16 protein-coding genes are annotated in these 18,680 nt (G+C 72.1%); 8 read left to right on the top strand and 8 right to left on the bottom strand.

The window, feature by feature from the left end; genetic code table 11:
- Nucleotides 1-202: 202 nt before the first annotated feature.
- Together ABZ919_RS36805 and ABZ919_RS36800 are read right to left on the bottom strand one after the other, a co-directional pair.
- Nucleotides 203-2,566, bottom strand: a complete 2,364-nt coding sequence (locus ABZ919_RS36805; RefSeq protein WP_361257054.1) for a SpoIIE family protein phosphatase — start codon at nt 2,564-2,566, stop codon at nt 203-205.
- Between the two features lie 188 nt (nt 2,567-2,754).
- Complete coding sequence (locus ABZ919_RS36800; protein ID WP_361257051.1) at nt 2,755-3,597, bottom strand: lysozyme; 843 nt, start codon at nt 3,595-3,597, stop codon at nt 2,755-2,757.
- 282 nt (nt 3,598-3,879) lie between these two features.
- Here ABZ919_RS36800 and ABZ919_RS36795 point away from each other — a divergent pair, with 282 nt between their 5' ends.
- A complete protein-coding gene (locus ABZ919_RS36795) occupies nt 3,880-4,326 on the top strand; it encodes a MarR family transcriptional regulator (RefSeq protein ID WP_361257073.1) in 447 nt (148 codons plus the stop codon).
- Between the two features lie 63 nt (nt 4,327-4,389).
- On the opposite strand, the gene ABZ919_RS36790 is transcribed toward ABZ919_RS36795, so the two are convergent.
- Entirely contained in the window at nt 4,390-5,178 is a 789-nt protein-coding gene (locus tag ABZ919_RS36790; protein ID WP_361257049.1) for a protein phosphatase 2C domain-containing protein, read from the bottom strand.
- A 371-nt stretch (nt 5,179-5,549) separates the two neighbouring features.
- Between ABZ919_RS36790 and ABZ919_RS36785 the strand changes: the two genes are divergently transcribed.
- The 5 genes from ABZ919_RS36785 to ABZ919_RS36765 are packed head-to-tail and all read left to right on the top strand — an operon-like array spanning nt 5,550 to nt 11,143.
- Entirely contained in the window at nt 5,550-8,306 is a 2,757-nt protein-coding gene (locus tag ABZ919_RS36785) for a nitrate- and nitrite sensing domain-containing protein (protein ID WP_361257046.1), read from the top strand.
- On the top strand, nt 8,303-8,800 hold the full coding sequence (locus ABZ919_RS36780; protein ID WP_361257043.1) for a roadblock/LC7 domain-containing protein: 498 nt from the start codon (nt 8,303-8,305) through the stop codon (nt 8,798-8,800). Before ABZ919_RS36785 ends, ABZ919_RS36780 begins: the two co-directional genes overlap by 4 nt.
- A complete protein-coding gene (locus tag ABZ919_RS36775) occupies nt 8,797-9,225 on the top strand; it encodes a DUF742 domain-containing protein (RefSeq protein ID WP_361257040.1) in 429 nt (142 codons plus the stop codon). The genes ABZ919_RS36780 and ABZ919_RS36775 overlap by 4 nt, the downstream gene beginning before the upstream one ends.
- Nucleotides 9,206-9,865: an ATP/GTP-binding protein gene (locus tag ABZ919_RS36770; RefSeq protein WP_361257037.1), complete on the top strand. Its 660-nt coding sequence runs from the start codon at nt 9,206-9,208 to the stop codon at nt 9,863-9,865. Before ABZ919_RS36775 ends, ABZ919_RS36770 begins: the two co-directional genes overlap by 20 nt.
- A gap of 24 nt (nt 9,866-9,889) precedes the next feature.
- On the top strand, nt 9,890-11,143 hold the full coding sequence (locus tag ABZ919_RS36765; protein ID WP_361257034.1) for a styrene monooxygenase/indole monooxygenase family protein: 1,254 nt from the start codon (nt 9,890-9,892) through the stop codon (nt 11,141-11,143).
- Between the two features lie 473 nt (nt 11,144-11,616).
- On the opposite strand, the gene ABZ919_RS36760 is transcribed toward ABZ919_RS36765, so the two are convergent.
- The 4 genes from ABZ919_RS36760 to ABZ919_RS36745 form a co-directional block, all read right to left on the bottom strand.
- Entirely contained in the window at nt 11,617-12,666 is a 1,050-nt protein-coding gene (locus tag ABZ919_RS36760; RefSeq protein WP_361257031.1) for an NlpC/P60 family protein, read from the bottom strand.
- Between the two features lie 118 nt (nt 12,667-12,784).
- Nucleotides 12,785-13,105, bottom strand: coding sequence for a hypothetical protein (locus ABZ919_RS36755; protein ID WP_361257028.1), 321 nt, complete (start codon nt 13,103-13,105; stop codon nt 12,785-12,787).
- Nucleotides 13,098-13,748, bottom strand: coding sequence for a TetR/AcrR family transcriptional regulator (locus tag ABZ919_RS36750; protein WP_361257025.1), 651 nt, complete (start codon nt 13,746-13,748; stop codon nt 13,098-13,100). Before ABZ919_RS36750 ends, ABZ919_RS36755 begins: the two co-directional genes overlap by 8 nt.
- Nucleotides 13,749-13,875: 127 nt before the next feature.
- Nucleotides 13,876-14,814 carry a diiron oxygenase gene (locus ABZ919_RS36745; RefSeq protein WP_361257022.1) on the bottom strand — a complete coding sequence of 313 codons (939 nt, stop codon included), beginning with the start codon at nt 14,812-14,814 and terminating at the stop codon, nt 13,876-13,878.
- A gap of 122 nt (nt 14,815-14,936) precedes the next feature.
- On the opposite strand from ABZ919_RS36745, the gene ABZ919_RS36740 reads away from it, so the two are divergent.
- Nucleotides 14,937-16,046, top strand: coding sequence for a ferritin-like domain-containing protein (locus tag ABZ919_RS36740; RefSeq protein ID WP_361257019.1), 1,110 nt, complete (start codon nt 14,937-14,939; stop codon nt 16,044-16,046).
- Nucleotides 16,047-16,136: 90 nt separating this feature from the next.
- Nucleotides 16,137-17,084: a hypothetical protein gene (locus ABZ919_RS36735; RefSeq protein WP_361257070.1), complete on the top strand. Its 948-nt coding sequence runs from the start codon at nt 16,137-16,139 to the stop codon at nt 17,082-17,084.
- Here ABZ919_RS36735 and ABZ919_RS36730 read toward each other — a convergent pair.
- Complete coding sequence (locus tag ABZ919_RS36730) at nt 17,047-18,666, bottom strand: penicillin-binding transpeptidase domain-containing protein (protein ID WP_361257067.1); 1,620 nt, start codon at nt 18,664-18,666, stop codon at nt 17,047-17,049. The two genes, ABZ919_RS36735 and ABZ919_RS36730, sit on opposite strands and share 38 nt — an antisense overlap.
- Nucleotides 18,667-18,680: the final 14 nt, after the last annotated feature.

Here is an 18,680-nt window from a genome sequence, read left to right as displayed (position 1 = left end):
TGACTCACCCGGAGAACCGGAAAAAGCGACGCATATTCGGGGCTTGACGGGCCCGATGCGGCACGTAGAATTGCGCGCCCTTCCGGGTGCGGCCGGCGGGCGTCACCTGATCGGCGAGGAAAGCAGCGAGACCACGGACGCCGGCAACGCCACCAGCGGCGCCGCCCAACGAGAAGGAGGCAGGGACCACGGCAGTGCCGTGTCAGCCCGTCGTGAGCGACTGCTCCGCCCACACCGTCTTGCCGACCCGGTCGTGCCGGGTGCCCCAGCGGTCGGCCAGCTGGGCGACCAGCAGCAGGCCCCGGCCGCCCTCGTCGAAGATGCGGGCGCGCCGCATGTGCGGGGTGGTGCCGCTGGAGTCGTACACCTCGCAGATCAGGGTCGCGTCCTGGTGGATCAGCCGGAGCTGGATCGGCGGGCGGCCGTAGCGCATGGCGTTGGTGACCAGCTCGCTGACCATCAGCTCGGTGGTGAACGCGATCTCGGCCAGGCCCCACGCCGACAGCTGTTCGTCGGTGAGGTGGCGGGCTCGCGAGACGTCCGTGGGTTCGCTCTGCAGCTCCCAGGCGGCGACCCGGTCCTCGTGCAGGGCCCGGGTCCGGGCGACGAGCAGGGCGATGTCGTCGTCGGGACGGTGGGTCAGCAGCTCGGTGAGCACATGGTCGCACAGCGCGTCGAGCGAGGCCGCGGGCCGGACGAGCGCGGCGAACATCTTGTCCAGCGCCTCGTCGATGTCGTGGTCGCGGGCCTCGAGCAGGCCGTCGGTGTACAGGGCGAGCAGACTGCCCTCGGGCAGGTCGGCCTCGCTGGCCTCGAACGGCAGCCCGCCCAGCCCGAGCGGCGGCCCCGCGGGCACGTCCAGGAAGCGCACGGCGCCGTCCGGCGTGACCACGGCGGGCGGTGGATGGCCGGCCCGGGCCAGGGTGCACCGGCGCGAGACCGGGTCGTAGACGGCGTACAGACAGGTGGTGCCGATGCCGCCGGCGGTGTCTGCGGACGGATCCGTGCTGCCCTCGTCGGCGGCGAGCCGCAGCACCAGGTCGTCGAGGTGGGTGAGCAGCTCGTCGGCCGGCAGATCGACGTCGGCCAGGGTGCGCACGGCGGTGCGCAGCCGGCCCATCGTGGCCGAGGCACGGATGCCGTGCCCCACCACATCGCCCACGACGAGGGCCACCCGCGCCCCGGACAGCGGGATCACGTCGAACCAGTCGCCGCCCACCCCGGCCCGGGTCGCGGCGGGCAGATAGCGGGTGGCGATCTCCATGGCCGCCTGGTCGGGCAGCGTGTGCGGGAGCAGACTCTGCTGGAGGGCCATGGTGGTGGTCCGGGTCCGCGCGTAGACGCGGGACCGGCAAATGCCGTCGGCCGCCCGGGCCGTGAACTCCTGGGCCAGCCGCAGATCCTCCGGCCCGAACGGGTCGCGTCCGGGGCGCCGGCCGAAGAGCGCCACGCCCAGCGTGCTGCCCTGGGCGAGCAGCGGCACCGCCAGCAGCGAACGCGCTCCGGACGCGCGCAGCCACGCCGCCCCCGGGTCCACCGCCGCCCACTCGGCGACGGCCGGGTCCGTGGCGTCGTACAGCAGCGGCCGGCCCGCTGCCAGGCACTGGGCAGGCGGGGAGTCCACCGGGCAGACGATGGCCTCGCCCACGCCGGTGCCGTAGCCGCGTCCCTCACCGTCCGGGACGGCGCGCAGGGCGGCGCGCCGCAGGACGACCGGGCCGGGGGACGGGACGGGCTCCGCCTCGGCCGCGTCGCGCGGGGAGTCGAGCATGTCGATCGCCACGGCGTCGGCGAGCCGGGGGACCGTGACCTCGCCGAGTTCCTGCGCGGCGCGCGACTGGTCGGCGGCCGGCCCGACGCGCGAGGCGCCCTCGGCCGACGGGCGCGCCCGGCCCGTGGAGTCCTGCACGGGTGTCTGCGTGGACAGACAGACGGCGCGCACCCGGCCGCCCGCGTCCTTCAGCGGGGTGAGTACGGCGGTGCGGCCGAGCTGGGTTCCCAGCCGCGCCCGGGCCTCCTGCGGCCGGCCGGACTCCAGCGCGAGCCGCATCGACCGGTCGGCCTCCTCGCTCGCCGTGCCGGGCACGATGTGCGGCAGGCGCAGTCCGCGGATCGCGGCCTCGGGCAGGGCGAGGGCGTGCTCCATCCGGCGGTTGGCCCGCACGAGACGCAGCTCGGCGTCGAAGATCGCCAGAGGGAACGGCGACTGCAGGAACGTCCATTCCTCCAGGGGCTCGCCCCGGGGCGGCTGCACGCGTGCCGTCACCGCGCTCACCAGGAGCCACTCGGTGACGCCGGTGTCCGAGGTGCGGCGGTGCGCGAGCACGCCCAGTTCCAGCAGCCGGCCGTCGCGGTGCCGCAGCGGGACGGTGCCGTTCCAGCGTTCCCGCCCGGCGACGATCCGCCGGGCGGCCGAGCCGTCGGTGGCGAGGAGAGCGGTGGCGGGCCGGCCGACCACGGCGGACGAGTCGTAGCCGAGCAGCCGTCGTGCGCCTTCGCTCCAACTGGTGAGGATGCCCTGCTCATCGATGGTGGCCGTGGCCGTGTACGTCGACTGTCGCTCCATCGCCGCTCATCCGCCCTCGCTCGGCAGGCTCTCCCTGACCAGCATGATCCCGGGCGGCGCGGAGCACCAACGCAGGACGGCGAAGCTGACCCGGTTCGGGTATGCGCCGCGTCCGTGCCGGGTTCGGCCGCACGCGTACGGCCGAGCCCGGCACGGCGCGGACCGCGGTCGCCCCGGGCCGGTGAGGGCTAGCCGTTGGCCAGGGCCTGCACCCGGTCGAGTGCGCCGTTGAACGTGTCGTGGTCGCCGACGGTCGGGCCGGAAGAGGTGTACTGCCACATCGTGTAGTACGACCAGCCGGCCGGCAGCGTCCCCGGGGCCGAGGCGTAGCGGGCGATCCACAGGGGGTTGTTCGCCGCGAAGCCGCCGTAGTTGCCGGTGCAGTCGCTCCACCAGCTGGTCGCCGTGTAGATCACCGCGTCCCGGCCGGTGAGGGACTTGTAGGTGTTCAGGAAGTCCGCGATCCAGCTGACCATCGCGCTCGCCGATTTGCCGTAGCACTCGGCGCCGTACGGGTTCCACTCGATGTCGAGTGCGCCGGGCAGGGTCTTGCCGTCCTTCGACCAGCCGCCGCCGTGGCCGACGAAATAGCCGGCCTGGGTGGCGCCGCTGGTGGTGTCCGGGGTCGCGAAGTGGTAGGCGCCGCGGATCATGCCCACGTTGTAGGAGCCGTTGTACTGCTGGGCGAAGTACGGGTTCGTGTAGTACGTGCCTTCCGTCGCCTTTGTGTACGCCCACCTGACGCCGCTGTTCCACAGGGTCGACCAGGCGACGTTGCCCTGGTAGCCGGAGACGTCCACGCCCTCGGTCTGCGCGACGGCAGCGGGGGTGGGGGTGCCGGCCCGGCCGTCGTGCGCGAGGACGCCCATGCCCATGTGGGCCGAGCCGCGCCTGGGCGTGCTCGCGGCGTGGGCGGTGGTCAGGGGGAGGGTGAGGGAGAGCGCCGCGAGCAGCGCCGTGACGAGGGCGGCGAGGGGACGCGGGCGGACGGAGCAGGCGGAGCGGTCGGAGCCGGGTCTGTGCACGGGCATGACGTGCCTCCGGGAAGTGGGGTGGGGGGAACGTGCCAGGGACCGTGTACCGGATGCCGCACTGGCGTGGGCATGTCATTGATTGCCTGATAAAGAAGCTACGCACGTAGATGACGGCGTGGGAAGGGGGTCCGGACGCCGCCGTTGGTCTACGCCTGCGAAATACTTACGGAGCTGCGGCAATGACGACTTTTGGCAGAAACTTTCAGGACTGCGAAACCGAGCAGGGGTGCTGACGTGCACGAGGACGGAAACGGCGACGCACATCGCGGCGCCCACAAGATGACGCCCAGTGGTGCAGACCAGGAATTCCTGGCGCTGGAACGGGAGTTGACGGTGCTGCTCCGGCGGGCCCGGGCCAACCAGGGCGAGATGGCCCGCGAGGTCCATCCCGACCTGGAGTCCTCCGCGTACGGCCTGCTCATCCGCCTGGACGAGTGCGGCGGTCAGCGCGCCACGGAGCTCGCCGCCTACATCGGCGTCGGCAAGGCCACCATGTCCCGCCAGCTGCGCGCGCTGGAGGAGCTGGGCCTGATCGTCCGCGAACCCGACCCCGCCGACGGCCGCGCCTGGCTGGTCACCCTGACCGACGAGGGGCGCGGCCGGGTCGGCAAGGTCCGCGAGGCGCGCCGCGCCCGCTACGTCAGGCAGCTCGCCCACTGGAACCGCAGCGAGGTCGCGGAACTGGCCCGACTGCTGCACCAGTTGAACGGAGTCATGGAGAAGTAGGAGGCCCCGGCCGGGCCGGGCCACGGGGGACCCGGTCCCAGGAGGAGCACGGCCGCGGCCGCCTCACAGCTCGACGAACACCACGGTCGCGTCGTCGTGGGTCTTGCCGCGCCCCAGGAACGCCCGCTCCTCCCGGTCCGCCGCCTCCCGCTCGCGCACCCGGTCCACCAGCGACCGGGCACCCTCCTTGGCGACCAGCTCGAACAGGGCCTGCCAGTCGCCCTCGTGGAACTTCTCCGTCCAGCGACTCGCGCCGTCCGTGAGCGCGGCCAGGGCGCAAACCTCGCCGCGGGGCACCGTGCCGGTGACCGCGTGGGCGGCGACCGAGGGGTCGGCGGCGGCCGTGAAGAAACCTCCCTCCTTGTTGCGCAGGGTGGTGTCCACCAGGGCGTCGGTGGCTAGCGCGGAGCGCGGGAGCCGGGCCAGGCGGTCGTCCAGGACCGGGGTGACCGACCCGTCGGGGCTCTGCAGCAGCAGCGCGGAGTCGGACAGCACCAGGTACTCGACCGCCTCGGCGGACCAGCGGACCAGGGCGACGGTCGCCTGGGGGGTTCGCGGGTGAGAAAGGTCACAGGTGGGCGCATGAGCCTCGGCGGTGCGCCCGATCGCCCGCGAGAGAATCTCGGAGAGCGTCAGATCTCGTCCGGAAACGGTCAGTTCGGTCAGTGCGCCGCCGAGCCGGGCCGTGAACCAGGGGACGGAATGCAGACACCCCGTCCTGCCCCGCGGCGGAGTCACCCCGTCCAGGACGATCGCACAACCTCCCTGTCCGGAGGCGGGCAGTCCGACACCGGCGAAGTCCTCGTTGGGGCGGTTCGGATCGCCGGGTTCCGAAACGAGATCAGTTCGCATTCAGCCAGTCTGCACGAGGCCTTCACAGGATCCGCCAAAGGCTGGCAACCGGCGCCGAATTGCCACGACTCCGCAGGTCAGGCGCCTGGTTTGGGTGGGAATGATCTGCTCCGGGAATGCGTGGTGGCGAATACTGCCAAAGGCTGCCGCGCGCGTCCAACCGGCGCGGGGGACAAGGGCTCCGCACGAGCCACGGGAACTTGCCCGCCAACTCCCCTCCGATGTTCACTCCTTCGGGTGGCGGGTCAGGCGATGAGTGACCACTGCCCACCGGCGCTGGGAGGGTCGGGAACCGTACGAACCGGGTGTAGGCACCACTTGGCACCGAAATGGCGGGGCGCCACCCGGACCCTTGGGTAGACGAGTCAGGAATGCGAGCACCGGTGCAGATGAAGCGGCCTCGGCGCACAGGCAGGCAGACGGCCCCCACGGGGACCGCCCAGCAGAGCCCCGTGGGCTCCGGCCGCCCCACCCATGTGCGCACCCGGCTGATCGTCGCCGTCGCCGTGGTGGCCGCCGCCGTCGCGGGCGCCGGCGCGCCCTCCCTGCTCAGTGCCTCCCAGGACGTCGGCGACTCCCAGGACCTGGTGACGCTGGCCGCCCGCACCCAGGACGCGCTCGCCCTGGCGAACTCGCTCGCCGACGAGCGCGACGAGGTCACCTCCTACATCGCGGCAGGGCGCCCCAAGTCCAAGGTCCCGTCCGAGGAGCGAAGCGCCCGCGTCGACCGGCAGGTGGAGGACCTGCGCGCCGAGAGCGACACCCCGGCGAGCCTGCGCAGCGACCTCGACGGCATCGCGGCCGTCCGCCGCGCCGCCCTCACCGGCCAGGCCGGCGCCCTCCAGGCCCACCAGGCGTACTCGACGGCCATCACCGAACTGCACCGGCTGGCCGAGCAGCTCGCCGACCAGACGCCCCCGCGGGCCGGCTCCGGCGCCCACGCGCTCGCGGAGCTGGACTCCGCCGTCCAGCAGTCCGCCGCCGCCCGCGGGCTGCTGCTGGCCGCGCTGAACGTGCCGGCCACCACCCGGACAGTGATCAACCCGGTCACCGGCCTGGCCACCACGACCTCGACCGCCTCCGCGGCCGACAGGAAGCAGCGCGACGAACTCACCGCCGCCGCCCAGCAGGCCCGGCTGCGCGCCGACGCGGACCTCGCCGGGTTCCGCGCGACCGCGCCCAAGACGGCCGTCGACTCCTACGACTCCACCGTCACCGGCCCCGAGGTCAACTCGGCGGAGAAGTACCTGGCCACGCTCACCGACCAGCCGACCCTGGCCGACAGCGAGCTGACCACCAGCACCAAGAAGCTGGACGCGGCCCTGTCCGCCCGCGTCGACCTCATGCGCGGCGCGGAGTCGGCCCTCTACGACCACCGCACGAAGGACCTGGCGAAACTCCGCGACGACTACGTCACGGCCCTGGAGATCCGCATCGCCGTGCTGGGCGCGCTCATGCTGGCCGCGGTCGGCATCGCCACCGCCATGGCCCGCACCCTGACCCGCCCCCTGTCCGTGCTGCGCCGCGGCTCGGCCCGCCTGGCCGAGGCGGCGGACCCGGCCGGCGAGGAGCCGATCTCCTTCACCGGCCGCAACGACGAGTTCGCCCAGGTCGTCCGCTCGGTCAACGCCCTGCACACGCATGCGGTCGCCCTGTACGAACGCGTCACCACCCTGGAGACGGACCGCAAACACCTGGTCGGGCAGCGCCAGCGGATGGCCGACGCCCGCGAGGGGCTCCGCGCCGAACTCGCCGACGCCGCCGCCCAGCTGGAGCGGCTGCGCACCAGCATCGGCGGCACGTTCGTGAACCTCTCGCTGCGCACGCTCGGCCTGGTCGAACGCCAGCTCGCGGTCATCGAGGGCCTGGAGGAGCGCGAACAGGACCCCGAACGCCTCGCGACCCTCTTCAAGCTCGACCACTTCGCCACGGTCATGCGCCGTCACAGCGAGAACCTGCTGGTCCTGGCCGGCGCCGAGCACGTCCAGCAGCACCACGGCCCGGTGCCGCTGGTCGACGTGGTCAGGGCCGGCGTCAGCGAGATCGAGCGCTACGAGCGGGTCCGCATCGCGGCGCTCCCGCCGCACGCCCACGCGGCGGGCTTCGCCGCGGACGACCTCTCCCACCTGCTGGCCGAGCTCATGGAGAACGCCACCTCGTTCTCCCCGCCGGAGATGCCGGTGGAGATCTCCGGCTGGCTGCTGGAGAGCGGCGAGGTGATGCTGTCGGTCCAGGACGAGGGCATCGGCATGGCCACCGACCGCCTGGACCGCCTCAACTCCCGGCTGGCCGACTTCGACCCCGAGTCGCCGTACGACCAGGAGGCCGAGGACGGCCTCGGGCTCGGCCTGTACGTCGTCGCCCGCCTCGCCCACCGCCACGGCATCCGGGTGCAGCTGCGCGAGCAGAAGCAGGGCGGCATCGCGGCGGTCGTCGTCCTGCCGGCCAGCCTCCTCGCCGACGCACCGCCGACCGCGCTGCCCCCGCAGTCCACGGCACCGGGCGGCACGGGCACCTTCTCCCTCCCCGGCGCCGACGCCGAGGTCAACTCCAACGTCCTGCACGCCCGCGCCAAGGACAAGAGCACCGACCCGCTGGTCGCCCTGGCGGAACAGGCGGTCCGGGAGGTCTCCGGCGGCGCGGCCGGCGAGCCCTTCGCCGCGGCGGAGCCCGACGTCCCGGCGGGCCGGACCACGACCGCCTTCGGCAGCCTGACCGAGGACGTCACCTCCGGCGGTTCCGGGGAGCACGCCGGGGGCGGCTTCGCGGACCCGGCCGGCACCGCGGTCCACGCCCAGGCCGGCCCGGGCGCCCAGAACACGGAGACCCGCCCGAAAGCCCCGGCGGAGACCTATGCCGAGACGACGATGGAGCTGCTGCTCCCGGACCTCACGGCGGAGCCCGGGGAGGAGCTGACCAGCAAGGGCCTGCCCAAGCGGACACCCAAGATCACCGCACCGGCCCAGGCCCCGCGCCAGCGGACCCGCTCGGTGGACGCCGAAGCCCTCCGGCGCAGGCTGGGCGGCTTCCGCCAGGGCGCCCAGGCCGGTTACCGCGACGTAGAGGCAGAGATCACCGCACGTACCGAAAAGTCCACGGGGGGCACAGCCGAGGAGGCAAGCAGTTGACCGCGCCCAGTACCTACGGACTGAGCAGTGAAGCCCGCAACCTGCACTGGCTGCTGACCAACCTGGTCGAGGAAGTCCCCGGCATCCAGTCCGTCGCCGTGGTCTCCTCGGACGGTCTGCTGCTCCTCTCGTCCGACCCCGGCCACACCCGGAAGTCCCGCCAGGCCCGCCCGGTGCGAGGCCCCCGCGGCTCCTCCGCCGACCTGGCCACCATCGTCTCCGGCATCGGCAGCCTCACCGTCGGTGCCGCGAAACTGATGCAGTTCGGCTGCGTCAAGCACACGATGATCGCGATGGAGGAGGGCAGCTTGTTCGTGATGTCGATCAGCGACGGTTCGCTGCTCGGCGTGCACGGCTCCGCCGAGTGCGACATGAGCGTGGTGGCGTACCACATGGCGCTGTTCGTCGGCCGCGCCGGCCATGTCCTCACCCCGGAACTCCGCAGCGAGTTGCGCAAATCCCTGGAGGCCGAGTCGGCGGGGAGCGCCCGATGAGCGGCACCGCGAAGCTCCCCGTGCGCGGCGGCGGCCGCAAACCCGCCCGCGTCCGGCCCTACTCGCTCACCGGCGGCCGCACCCGCTTCGGCCACGTCCTCCTCGTGGAGACGTTCGTGGCGGCGCTGGAGGCCCCCGAGGAGCGCAAGGAACTGACTGGGCGCACCGCCCACGCCATCGGCGGTGGGGGCAGCACCCGGGTGATGCCCGAGATGCAGGCCATCGTCGAACTGTGCCGCCGGATGCGAACGGTGGCCGAGATCGCCGCGCTGCTGAAGATGCCGCTCGGTGTGGTCCGCGTGCTCCTGAGCGACCTCGCGGACCAGGGAAAGATCCGTGTGTACGGCACCGGGACCGGTCACGGCACCGGCCGTCCGGACCGCGCGCTGCTGGAAAGGGTGCTGAGTGGACTCCGCCGTCTCTGACGCCGCCGCCTCCGCCGTCGGAGGCGCCCCCCTCGCCGCCGGTCTCACCGAGCCCGACGAGGACCTGAAGGCCTGGCAGACGGACCGCACCCGGGCCCCCATCGCCACGAAGATCGTGGTGGCCGGGGGCTTCGGCGTCGGCAAGACCACGCTGGTCACCGCCGTCTCGGAGATCACGCCCCTGCAGACCGAGGCGCTGATGACCGAGGCGAGCGAGGAGACCGACGACCTCACCGCCACGCCGGGCAAGCTCACCACCACCGTGGCCATGGACTTCGGCCGCATCACGCTCGACGACGACCTGGTGCTCTACCTGTTCGGCACGCCGGGCCAGCAGCGGTTCTGGTTCATGTGGGACGACCTCGTGCGTGGCGCGATCGGCGCGGTCGTGCTGGCCGACACCCGCCGCCTGAAGGACTGTTTCCCGGCTCTGGACTACTTCGAGAGCTGCCGGCTGCCGTACGTCGTCGCGGTCAACCACTTCGACGGCAGCGAGCTGTTCGAGCCGGAGGACGTTCGGGAGGCGCTGACGATACCCGCGCACGTCCCTGTCATGATCATGGATGCGCGGCGTCGAATTTCGGCCATCGAGACACTGCTGGCCCTGGTCGGCCACGCGCTGGACGAAACCCCCGAGTAGTCCCTGTTAGGAGTCCTCACCCGCATGCGGAAGATACTCGTCGTCGGAGCCGGCCAGTCCGGTCTCCAGCTCGCCCTCGGCCTGCAGTCGCACGGCTACGAGGTCACCCTGATGTCGAACCGGACCGCGGACGAGATCCGCACCGGCCGGGTCATGTCGACGCAGTGCATGTTCCACACGGCACTGCAGCACGAACGCGATCTCCAGCTGAACTTCTGGGAGTCCCAGGCCCCGAAGATCGAGGGGCTCGGCGTCTCGGTCGCGGCCCCCGGCTCGCACGACCCGGGCCCCACGCAGCGGGCCATCGACTGGGTGGGCAGGCTGGACGGGTACGCGCAGTCGGTCGACCAGCGGGTCAAGATGGCCGGCTGGATGGAGACCTTCGCGCAGCGCGGCGGCCAGCTGGTCATCCACGGCGCGGCCGTCGGCGACCTCGACTACTTCTCCCGCACCTACGACCTCGTCCTGGTCTCGGCGGGCAAGGGCGAGCTGGTGTCGATGTTCGCCCGCGACCCGGAGCTCTCCCCGTACAGCGAGCCGCAGCGGGCGCTGGCGGTGGCGTACGTCCACGGGCTGGGGCCCCGCCCGGAGCACCCGGACTTCAAGGCCGTGCGCTGCAACCTGGTCCCTGGCGTCGGTGAGCTGTTCGTCATGCCGACGCTCACCACCTCGGGGCCGGCCGACATCCTGTTCTGGGAGGGCATACCCGGCGGCCCGCTCGACGTCTTCAACGGCGTCAAGGACCCGGCGCAGCACCTCTCCTTGACCCTGGAACTCATGGAGAAGTTCACGCCCTGGGAGTACGCGCGGGCCACCGAGGTGGAACTGACCGACGCCGGTGGCACCTTGGCGGGCCGGTACGCCCCGACCGTGCGCAACCCGATCGGCAGGCTGCCCGGCGGCGGGCTGGTGCTGGGCGTGGCCGACGTGGTCGTGGCCAACGACCCGATCACCGGACAGGGCTCCAACTCCGCCTCGAAGTGTGCGGCCGCGTACCTCGCCTCCATCCTGGAGCGGGGGGAAAAGCCGTTCGACGAGGAGTGGATGCAGGCCACGTTCGACCGGTACTGGAACACCGCACAGCACGTCACCAAGTGGACGAACGCGATGCTGGCGCCGCCGCCGGAGCACATCCTGAACCTCATCGGCGCCGCCGGCCAGCTCCAGCCCGTCGCCGACCGGTTCGCCAACGCCTTCAACGACCCGGCCGACTTCGAGAACTTCTTCTACGAGCCGGAGAAGACGGCCGCCTACCTGGCGTCGGTCGCGGGGGCCTGACAGGCTTCTGAGCGGCAATTCGACCGCCCTTACCTGTCGTCGTCGGCCGCTGCTGGTGGCCCTCGGACGGCCCGGAGACGGCCCCGGTTCTCCTGCCGGGGCCGTTGGCCTCTCGCCCGTACGGCAGGGAGCCTCGCCCGCGAACAGCACGTGGCATACATGCGAATGCTGGCTGCAGCAACAACTCTCTGGCAGCCCGACGCCCAGCTAGTGAGGGTTCACGCATCGGCAGCGAAGAGCGCCGATGAGGTCGCCGGTGCCGTAGAGGAACTGGCCGAACCGATTGCATGGCTGCCTCACGACGCTTTCGGTCGCCGTAAGGCAGCTGAGCCGGTCGTGGCCAGGCCGCAGCAAGTCCGCAGCCCTGTTCGTAATTTCAAGGAAGCTTACGACGTGTGTGCTGAAGCGATCGAAGTTCCGACTGAGAGCCTGCGTCGAGCGTAGCGGCGGAAGAAGCCGGAGAAGACACAGGCCTACCTGGCGTCGGCCGCGGCGGCCTGATCCGGGCGTACGGCACCGAGGACCGGGTTGGACGCCAGAGGGGACACCTCGATGTGCGCTCCGGGTCTCGGTGCCTGTACGACCTTGCCGTCCCCGACGTACATCGCCACATGTGTCGCCTCGGGGAAGTAGACGACCAGGTCGCCCGGCCGCAGAGCGCTGAGCGGGATGCGTCTGAGCCGGTGCCACTGCTCCTGGCTGGTGCGGGGGATGAGCCGGCCCGCGTGACCCCAGGCCTGTGAGGTCAGACCCGAGCAGTCGTAGGAGTCGGGGCCCTCGGCGCCCCACCGGTACGGCTTGCCGAGCTGGCGCAGGGCGTAGCGGACCGCGCGGTCGCCCGCGGGGGAGGCGCGGCGGTCCGCCGGGAGGGAGCCGGAGGTGGTGAGCCTGTGCTGGGCCTCGTCGACGCCCCGCTGCTCCAGCGAGGTGATCGCGGCCAGCTGGGCCGGGGTGAGGGTGGCCAGCAGGCGCTCCACGGCGGCCAGCTTGGCCCGGACGTCGTCGCGTTGCTTCTTCTGCTGGTCGGCGAGGACGATCCGGGTGTCCAGCGCCTTGCGTGCCGCGCGGGCCAGCGTGTCCTGCCGCTGCTCGGCGGCGGTCAGCCGGGTCACCTTGCGGGCCCGCTCGCGCGCGAGCTCGCCGATGACATGGCTCTCGTCCAGGGCGTGCTGCGGGTCGGGGGCGAGGAGCAGCCGGACGTACACGCCGAGGCCGCCGGTGCCCTGGTACTGCTGCCGGGCCAGCCGGCCGGCCTCGGCGCGGCTGTCCTGCAGGGCGAGGCGGGCCCGGGCCAGTTCGCCGTCCAGCCGGGACGTCTCGGCGCGCTGCCGCTTCAGCTTCTCCGCGGTGGTGTTGTAGGTCTCGGTGGCCTGTTCGGTCTGCCGGTACAGCTGCTGAAGATGGGTCAGCAGCGCGGAGACGGACCGCTGCGGGGCGGGCTCGGCGGCGGCGGGTGCGGCCGCGAGGACGGCCTGGGCCGCCACCGCGGTCGTACAGGCCAGGCGCAGTAGCGTTCCTGACACGTCATCACCTCGGGGGTGCGGGAGGCGTTCTTGTGATTGTCGCCTCTTATCGCACCGCGATAATCCGATGGATCCGTGGGGGGCGCGCGCCAGGCGTGCGCGGTTCGGCGCAACGCTGTCACTCGTTCGCGTCACCCGGCTTGCCGGGCGGCCGGGCAGCCGGCTTCGACCAGGGCCACCTGAGCTTCCCGCCGGAGGTGTCGTCCGGGTCGTACTCGTACTTCCACCCCTGGACCAGCCCCAGCCGCCTGCTGTGCCCGCGGGGGACACGGCGGTAGACGAGCACCGTGGGCGGGCCGCCCTCCGGGTCCGGGACGGGGATGCGGTACGTCTTCGGGGGGTGCCCGGTGGGACCGACCATGACGGGCAGCACGCGCCCGTCCATGGGGCCGCCCTCGAAGGGGGTGTCCTGACTCTTCACCGCTCCAGTCTCAGCCATCCTCGCCGAGCTCGCCGACGACGGCGGCCGTCTGCGGATCCCGGCCCGCGGTGACCGTCAGCACGGCCACGAACTGCTCCACCAGCCAGTCGCGCAGTTCGTCGACCGGCGGCTGCTTGTCCTCGTCCAGCCAGATCAGGGAGGCCGCCTCGACGGCCGTGATCCAGGTCCGGACGGTCATCCGCAGCCGCGGACCCGGATCGGCGACGCCGAGGTGGCTGTAGATGTGCTCGGCGGCGGCCCGGCGCACCCCGTCGACGATGGCCGTGGTCCGCGAGGTCTCCACCACGCTCCCGCCCTGGAGCAGGGCACTGAAACCGGTGTCGTGCTCGTCGACGAAGCTCAGATAGCGGTCCAGCGCGCGCGACAGCCGCGGCAGCAGAGGGCCCTCGCGGGCCTCGTCGAAGCACAGCCGGAGCTCCTCGGCGGCCGAGCGCAGGGCGGCCTCGTACAGCTGCTGTTTGCCGCCCGGGAAGTACCGGTACACCAGCGGGCGTGACACTCCGGCCGCCTCCGCCACGTCGTCCAGCGACACGTCTTCGGGGGCGCGGTGGGCGAAGAGGGTCAGGGCGGCGGCGAGGAGCTGGCTGCGCCGCTCCTCGACGCTGAGCCGACGGTAGGCGGGGGTGGCGGCCGGGGTCATGGACCGCAGCCTAATCGCTCCGCGCAGGGGGCCGTCCTCCGTCCGCCGGCCCGCTGTGGCTGGTCGCCCCCGCGCGGCGGAGCCGCATACCGACACGGCCCCGCGCCCCTCGCGCGGGCACATCCGCCTAGGCCAACAAGCCCGACGACCTCCACAGACGCCGCCCGACCCCCCGCAGCACCCCGATGTCGTCCAGGAAGTCCGTCAGCCGCTTCGCCCCCGTCTGCATGACCTCCCGCCGATGCCCGCTCGCCCTGACCTGTGCCATCGCCTCCCGCTTGTCCAGGCCGACGTTCGTGTAGACCTCGGGGTTCACGAAGGCGACCGAGAAGACCCGGGCGAACTCGCCGGAGGTGACCCGGGTGAACTCCTGCGACCACTTCGGCGCGGTCACCATCTGGCGCCGCAGCTCCTCACGGGCGTACCGCACGTGGCGTGCCTCCTCGACCACGTGGATGCGCGTGACGCCCCGGATCAGCGGCTGGACCCGCTCGTCGGGGAACGTCAGCCGCTGCATCCAGTCCAGGACCTCCTCGCCGAGCAGCGTCGCCGTGAAGGAACCGGGCGTCGTGGAGATGGTCTTGAAGAGACGGCCCAGGTTCTGGTGGGCCTTGCTCACCGGGTACCAGGGCGTGCCCCCGTGCGAGATCAGCCGCGCGAACATCTTCGAGTGCCGGCACTCGTCCTCGATCTCGGTGAGCGCGTAGCGCACGTGCGCGCTCGTGGCGGCCTTGTCGTAGATGTGCCGGACCAGCAGCTGCATCAGGATGATCTCGAACCAGATGCCGAGCGAGGCCAGTGCCGCCGCCTCGTGCTGGGAGAGCAGGATCCGCTGCTCCTCGCTCATCCGCTTCCACATCGGGGTGTCGTACAGCGACACCAGCTCCGGCGGCCAGAACCACTTGCCCTCCTCGAAGGGCGCGTCCCAGTCCAGTTCCTCGTCCGGGTCGAAGGAGTGCTTGGCGGAGGAGACCAGCAGCCGTTCGGCCACCTGCTCCCGGTCCTTCAGCAGGCCGAGCGCATCGCGCAGACCGTCCAGCGCGTCCGCTTCCGTCAGGGTCGTCATGGCTCCCTCACCTCGTTACCGGGGGTACGTCGTCCTCCCCTTATGAGACTGCCTGTCAGCAAGACCGTCAATCCCTTGCACATGACTTGTTGACCGCGCGTCTGCGTGTGAGCCTGCGGGGTATGCCGACCCATGACCTGTACGCCAACGATCCCGAGGACTCCACCTGGCAGGTGCCCGCGAGCGGCGCAGCCCGGTTCAGCTGGGAGTACGACGACGGCCGTGAACGCCTCCTCGCCCTGTACCAGAAGGGCAAGGACAAGCAGTGGGACGGGCAGACCCGCATCGACTGGGACCTGGAGGTCGACCCGTACGACGCGCTCGGCACGCCCGACGAGGCCATGTCCCTGTACGGCACCAGGTACTGGGACAAGCTCACCGAGAAGGACAAGGGCGAGCTGCGCCTGCACTACGCCTCCTGGCAGTTCAGCCAGTTCCTGCACGGCGAGCAGGGCGCGATGATCTGCGCGGCGCGGATCGTGGAGTCGGTGCCCGACCTGGACGCCAAGTTCTACTCCGCCACCCAGACGATGGACGAGGCCCGGCACGCCGAGATCTACGGCCGGTTCCTGCACGAGAAGATGGGGCTCGTCTACCCGATCAACGACAATCTGCAGTCCCTGCTCGGCGACACCCTGCGCGACAGCCGCTGGGACATGCCCTACCTCGGCATGCAGGTGCTCATCGAAGGCCTGGCGCTGGCCGCCTTCGGAATGATCCGGGACACCACGAACAAGCCGCTGCCCAAGCAGATCCTCACCTACGTCATGCAGGACGAGGCCCGGCACGTGGCCTTCGGCCGGCTGGCGCTCAGGGACTACTACAAGCAGCTCACCGACGCCGAACTGCGCGAGCGCGAGGAGTTCGTCATCGAGGGCTGCTACCTCATGCGCGACCGGCTGCGGGGCGTCGAGGTCCTGGAGAACTTCGGCATCCCCAAGGCCGAGGCGGAGGCACTGAGCGAGCGGTCCGAGTTCCTCCAGCTCTTCCGCAAGCTGCTGTTCAGCCGGATCGTGCCCTGCGTCAAGGACATCGGCCTGTGGGGCAAGCGGCTGCAGGAGGCCTACGTCGACATGGGCGTCTTCGAGATGGGCGACTCCAACCTGGACCTGCTCATGGCCCGGGACGAGGAACTGGCCGAGCAGTTGGACGCGGAGCGCTTCGCCGCCGAGGAGCGGGACCGGATCGCGGAGGTGCGGGAGGCGATCGAGTCGGGGGCGGCGGAGAACTGAGGCGGGGGCAGCCGAGGCGGGACGACCGGGCCGGCAGCGGCCCGAGGCGGCCACCGGTTCACCCGGGTGCAGTAGCGTGCCGACGTGTCCATGCCTCCGCCACCGCAGCAGCCGTACCCCAACGGCGCTCAGCCGCCGTCCCCGTACGGCCCGCAGCCCCCGCAGGCCCCCGGCCCCTACGGCCCGCAGCCCCCGCAGGCCTCCGGCCCCTACGGCCCCCAGCCCTCGCAGGCCCCCGGCCCCTACGACCCGCAGCCCTCGCAGGCCCCCGGCCCCTACGACCCGCAGCCCTCGCAGGCCCCCGGTCCCTACGGCTCGCCGTATCCGCCGCAGCCACAGCCGTACCCGCCCCACCCGTACGGCCAGGAGCCGTACCCGGCTTGGGGTGCGCCGCCCCTGGCCCCGCTGCCGAAGAAGCGGCGGATCGGGCTGATCCTCGCCGTCGTGGGCGGTGCCGTCGTGGCCGTCGTCGTGGTGCTCGCCCTGATCGGGGTGGCGATGAGCAGCGGCTTCCCCGCGGCCACGAACAAGCTCGTCCTTCCCAAGGCGCTGCTCGACGGCAAGTACCAGCTCGCGCAGGACCTCACCGACTCCGAGGGCAAGAAGGTGGAGAAGGAGGCCGACGGCGCCTGGGACGCCAAGGACATCCACGCCGTCACCGCCCGCTACAGCCCCGGCGGCGACAGCACCAAGGGCATGCTGCTGGTCTCGGGCATGTACGGCCGGTTCAAGAACAAGGACCTGGTGCGGGCGAACATGCTCAAGGGGGCCACCGAGGCCGACAGCGTGACGGTGGACGAACCCGCGAAGGACGTCACCCCGGCCGGTTCCGACGTCACCATCAGCTGCGAGGTGCTGACCCAGAAGGCGTCCGTGCTGACGATCACCTACCCGGTCTGCGCCTGGGCGGACGGCAACACGGCGGCCGTGATCGGCGAGGCCGCCCTGCCGGCGCCCGACCCGTCCGACGTGGACCTCGACGCCGCGGCCCGGCACACCGTCAAGGTCCGCTCCGAGATGCTGAGGCCGGTCGGCTGACGAAGGGCCGGGGAACCGGCCGGGGCCGACGGGTCCGGCCGGGTCCCGCCGCCCCGTCCGCTCCCTGCGCACCGGGCCCCGTCGGCCGCGCCGGCGCCTCGCGCCCGTCCCCCGGCCCCGCCGGGCCCTGGCCGAGCACCGCGCGCATCACCTCGCGCGCGATCGGCGCCGCGTCACCGCCGCCGCTGATCTCGCCCCGGTGCGCCGAGGCGTCCTCCACCACCACCGCGACCGCCACCTGAGGCTCCAGGGAGTTCGCGGCCTGCGCCCAGGAGACGAACCAGGCGTACGGGACACCGGAGTTGCCGACCCCGTGCTGCGCGGTGCCGGTCTTGCCGCCCACGACGGCGCCGGGGATGGCCGCCCGGGTGCCGGTGCCCTCCTGGACGACGTCGGTCATCAGCTCCCTCAACAGGGCGGCGGTCGTGGGATTCATCACCTGCCGCGCCGGATGAGACCCGCTCCCGGCCACCGTCTCACCGCTGTGCCGGGTCGTCCGCTCCACCAGGTACGGAGTCCGCAGCTGCCCGCGGTCCGCGACGGCCGCCGCGACCATGGCCATCTGCAGCGGAGTGGCCCGGGTGTTGAACTGACCGATCGAGGACAGCGCCAGCTGCGCCTTGTCCACCTTCGGGTCGAAGGTGCTGGGCGCGACCCAGAAGGGGATGCGCAGCCCGGCGTCGCCGAACCCGAACGCCCGAGCCGCGGCCGTCATGCCCTTGCCGCCGACGTCCACGCCCAGCTTGGCGAACACCGTGTTGCAGGACCACTCGAAGGCCGACCGCAGCGAGGCGTCCGCACAGCCGTCGCCCTCGTTGGTCAGCCGGGTCGTGCTGCCGGGCAGCCGGTAGGGGTCGGGGGAGTCCGTCGGCTCGTCCAGGTCGGTGACCAGGCCCGCGTCCAGCGCCGCCGCCGCGGTGACCACCTTGAACGTCGAGCCCGGCGGATAGGTCTGCCGGACCGCCCGGTTGAGCATCGGTTTCTCCGGGTCGTGGTTGAGCCGTGCCCACGCCGAGGCCACCGCCTCGCCGTTGCCGGACAGCTGCCCGGGGTCGTACGACGGACTCGACACCAGTGCCAGGATCCGGCCCGTGGCCGGCTCGATCGCGGCGACCGCGCCCTTGCGTCCGGCCAGCCCCCGGTACGCCGCCTCCTGCGCCGCCCGGTTCAAAGTGGTGACGACGTTCCCGGCCGCACTTCGCCTGCGCGTCATGCCGTTCCACAGCGGCAGCGGCGACAGCACCGGATCCGTGCCGGAGAGCACCCCGTCCCCGGCGTGCTCCAGGAACGTCGTGCCGTACGACTGCGAGGCGAAGCCGGTCACCGGCGCGTACAACGGGCCGTTCCGGTAGGTGCGTTCGTAGCGCAGCTGCTCTCCGGTGTCCACGGAGCCGGTGACCGGCTCGTCGCCGACCATGATGTTCCCGCGCGGCTGGCCGTAGCGGGCGATCGTGGGGCGCCGGTTGCCCGGATTGTCGTCGTAGAGCCGGGACTGCACCACCTGCACCCGGGCCGCGTTGACCAGCAGCGCCGCCAGCAGCAGCGTGCAGAACGCGCAGGCGTGCCGGATGTAGCGTGCCATCGGCCGCCCGTCGC

Origin of the sequence: Streptomyces sp. NPDC046759 (assembly GCF_040645475.1) — a bacterium.
Lineage (GTDB): Bacteria > Actinomycetota > Actinomycetes > Streptomycetales > Streptomycetaceae > Streptomyces.
The sequence above is the reverse complement of the archived record's forward strand: the minus strand, read 5'-3'. Positions and strand labels throughout refer to the sequence as shown.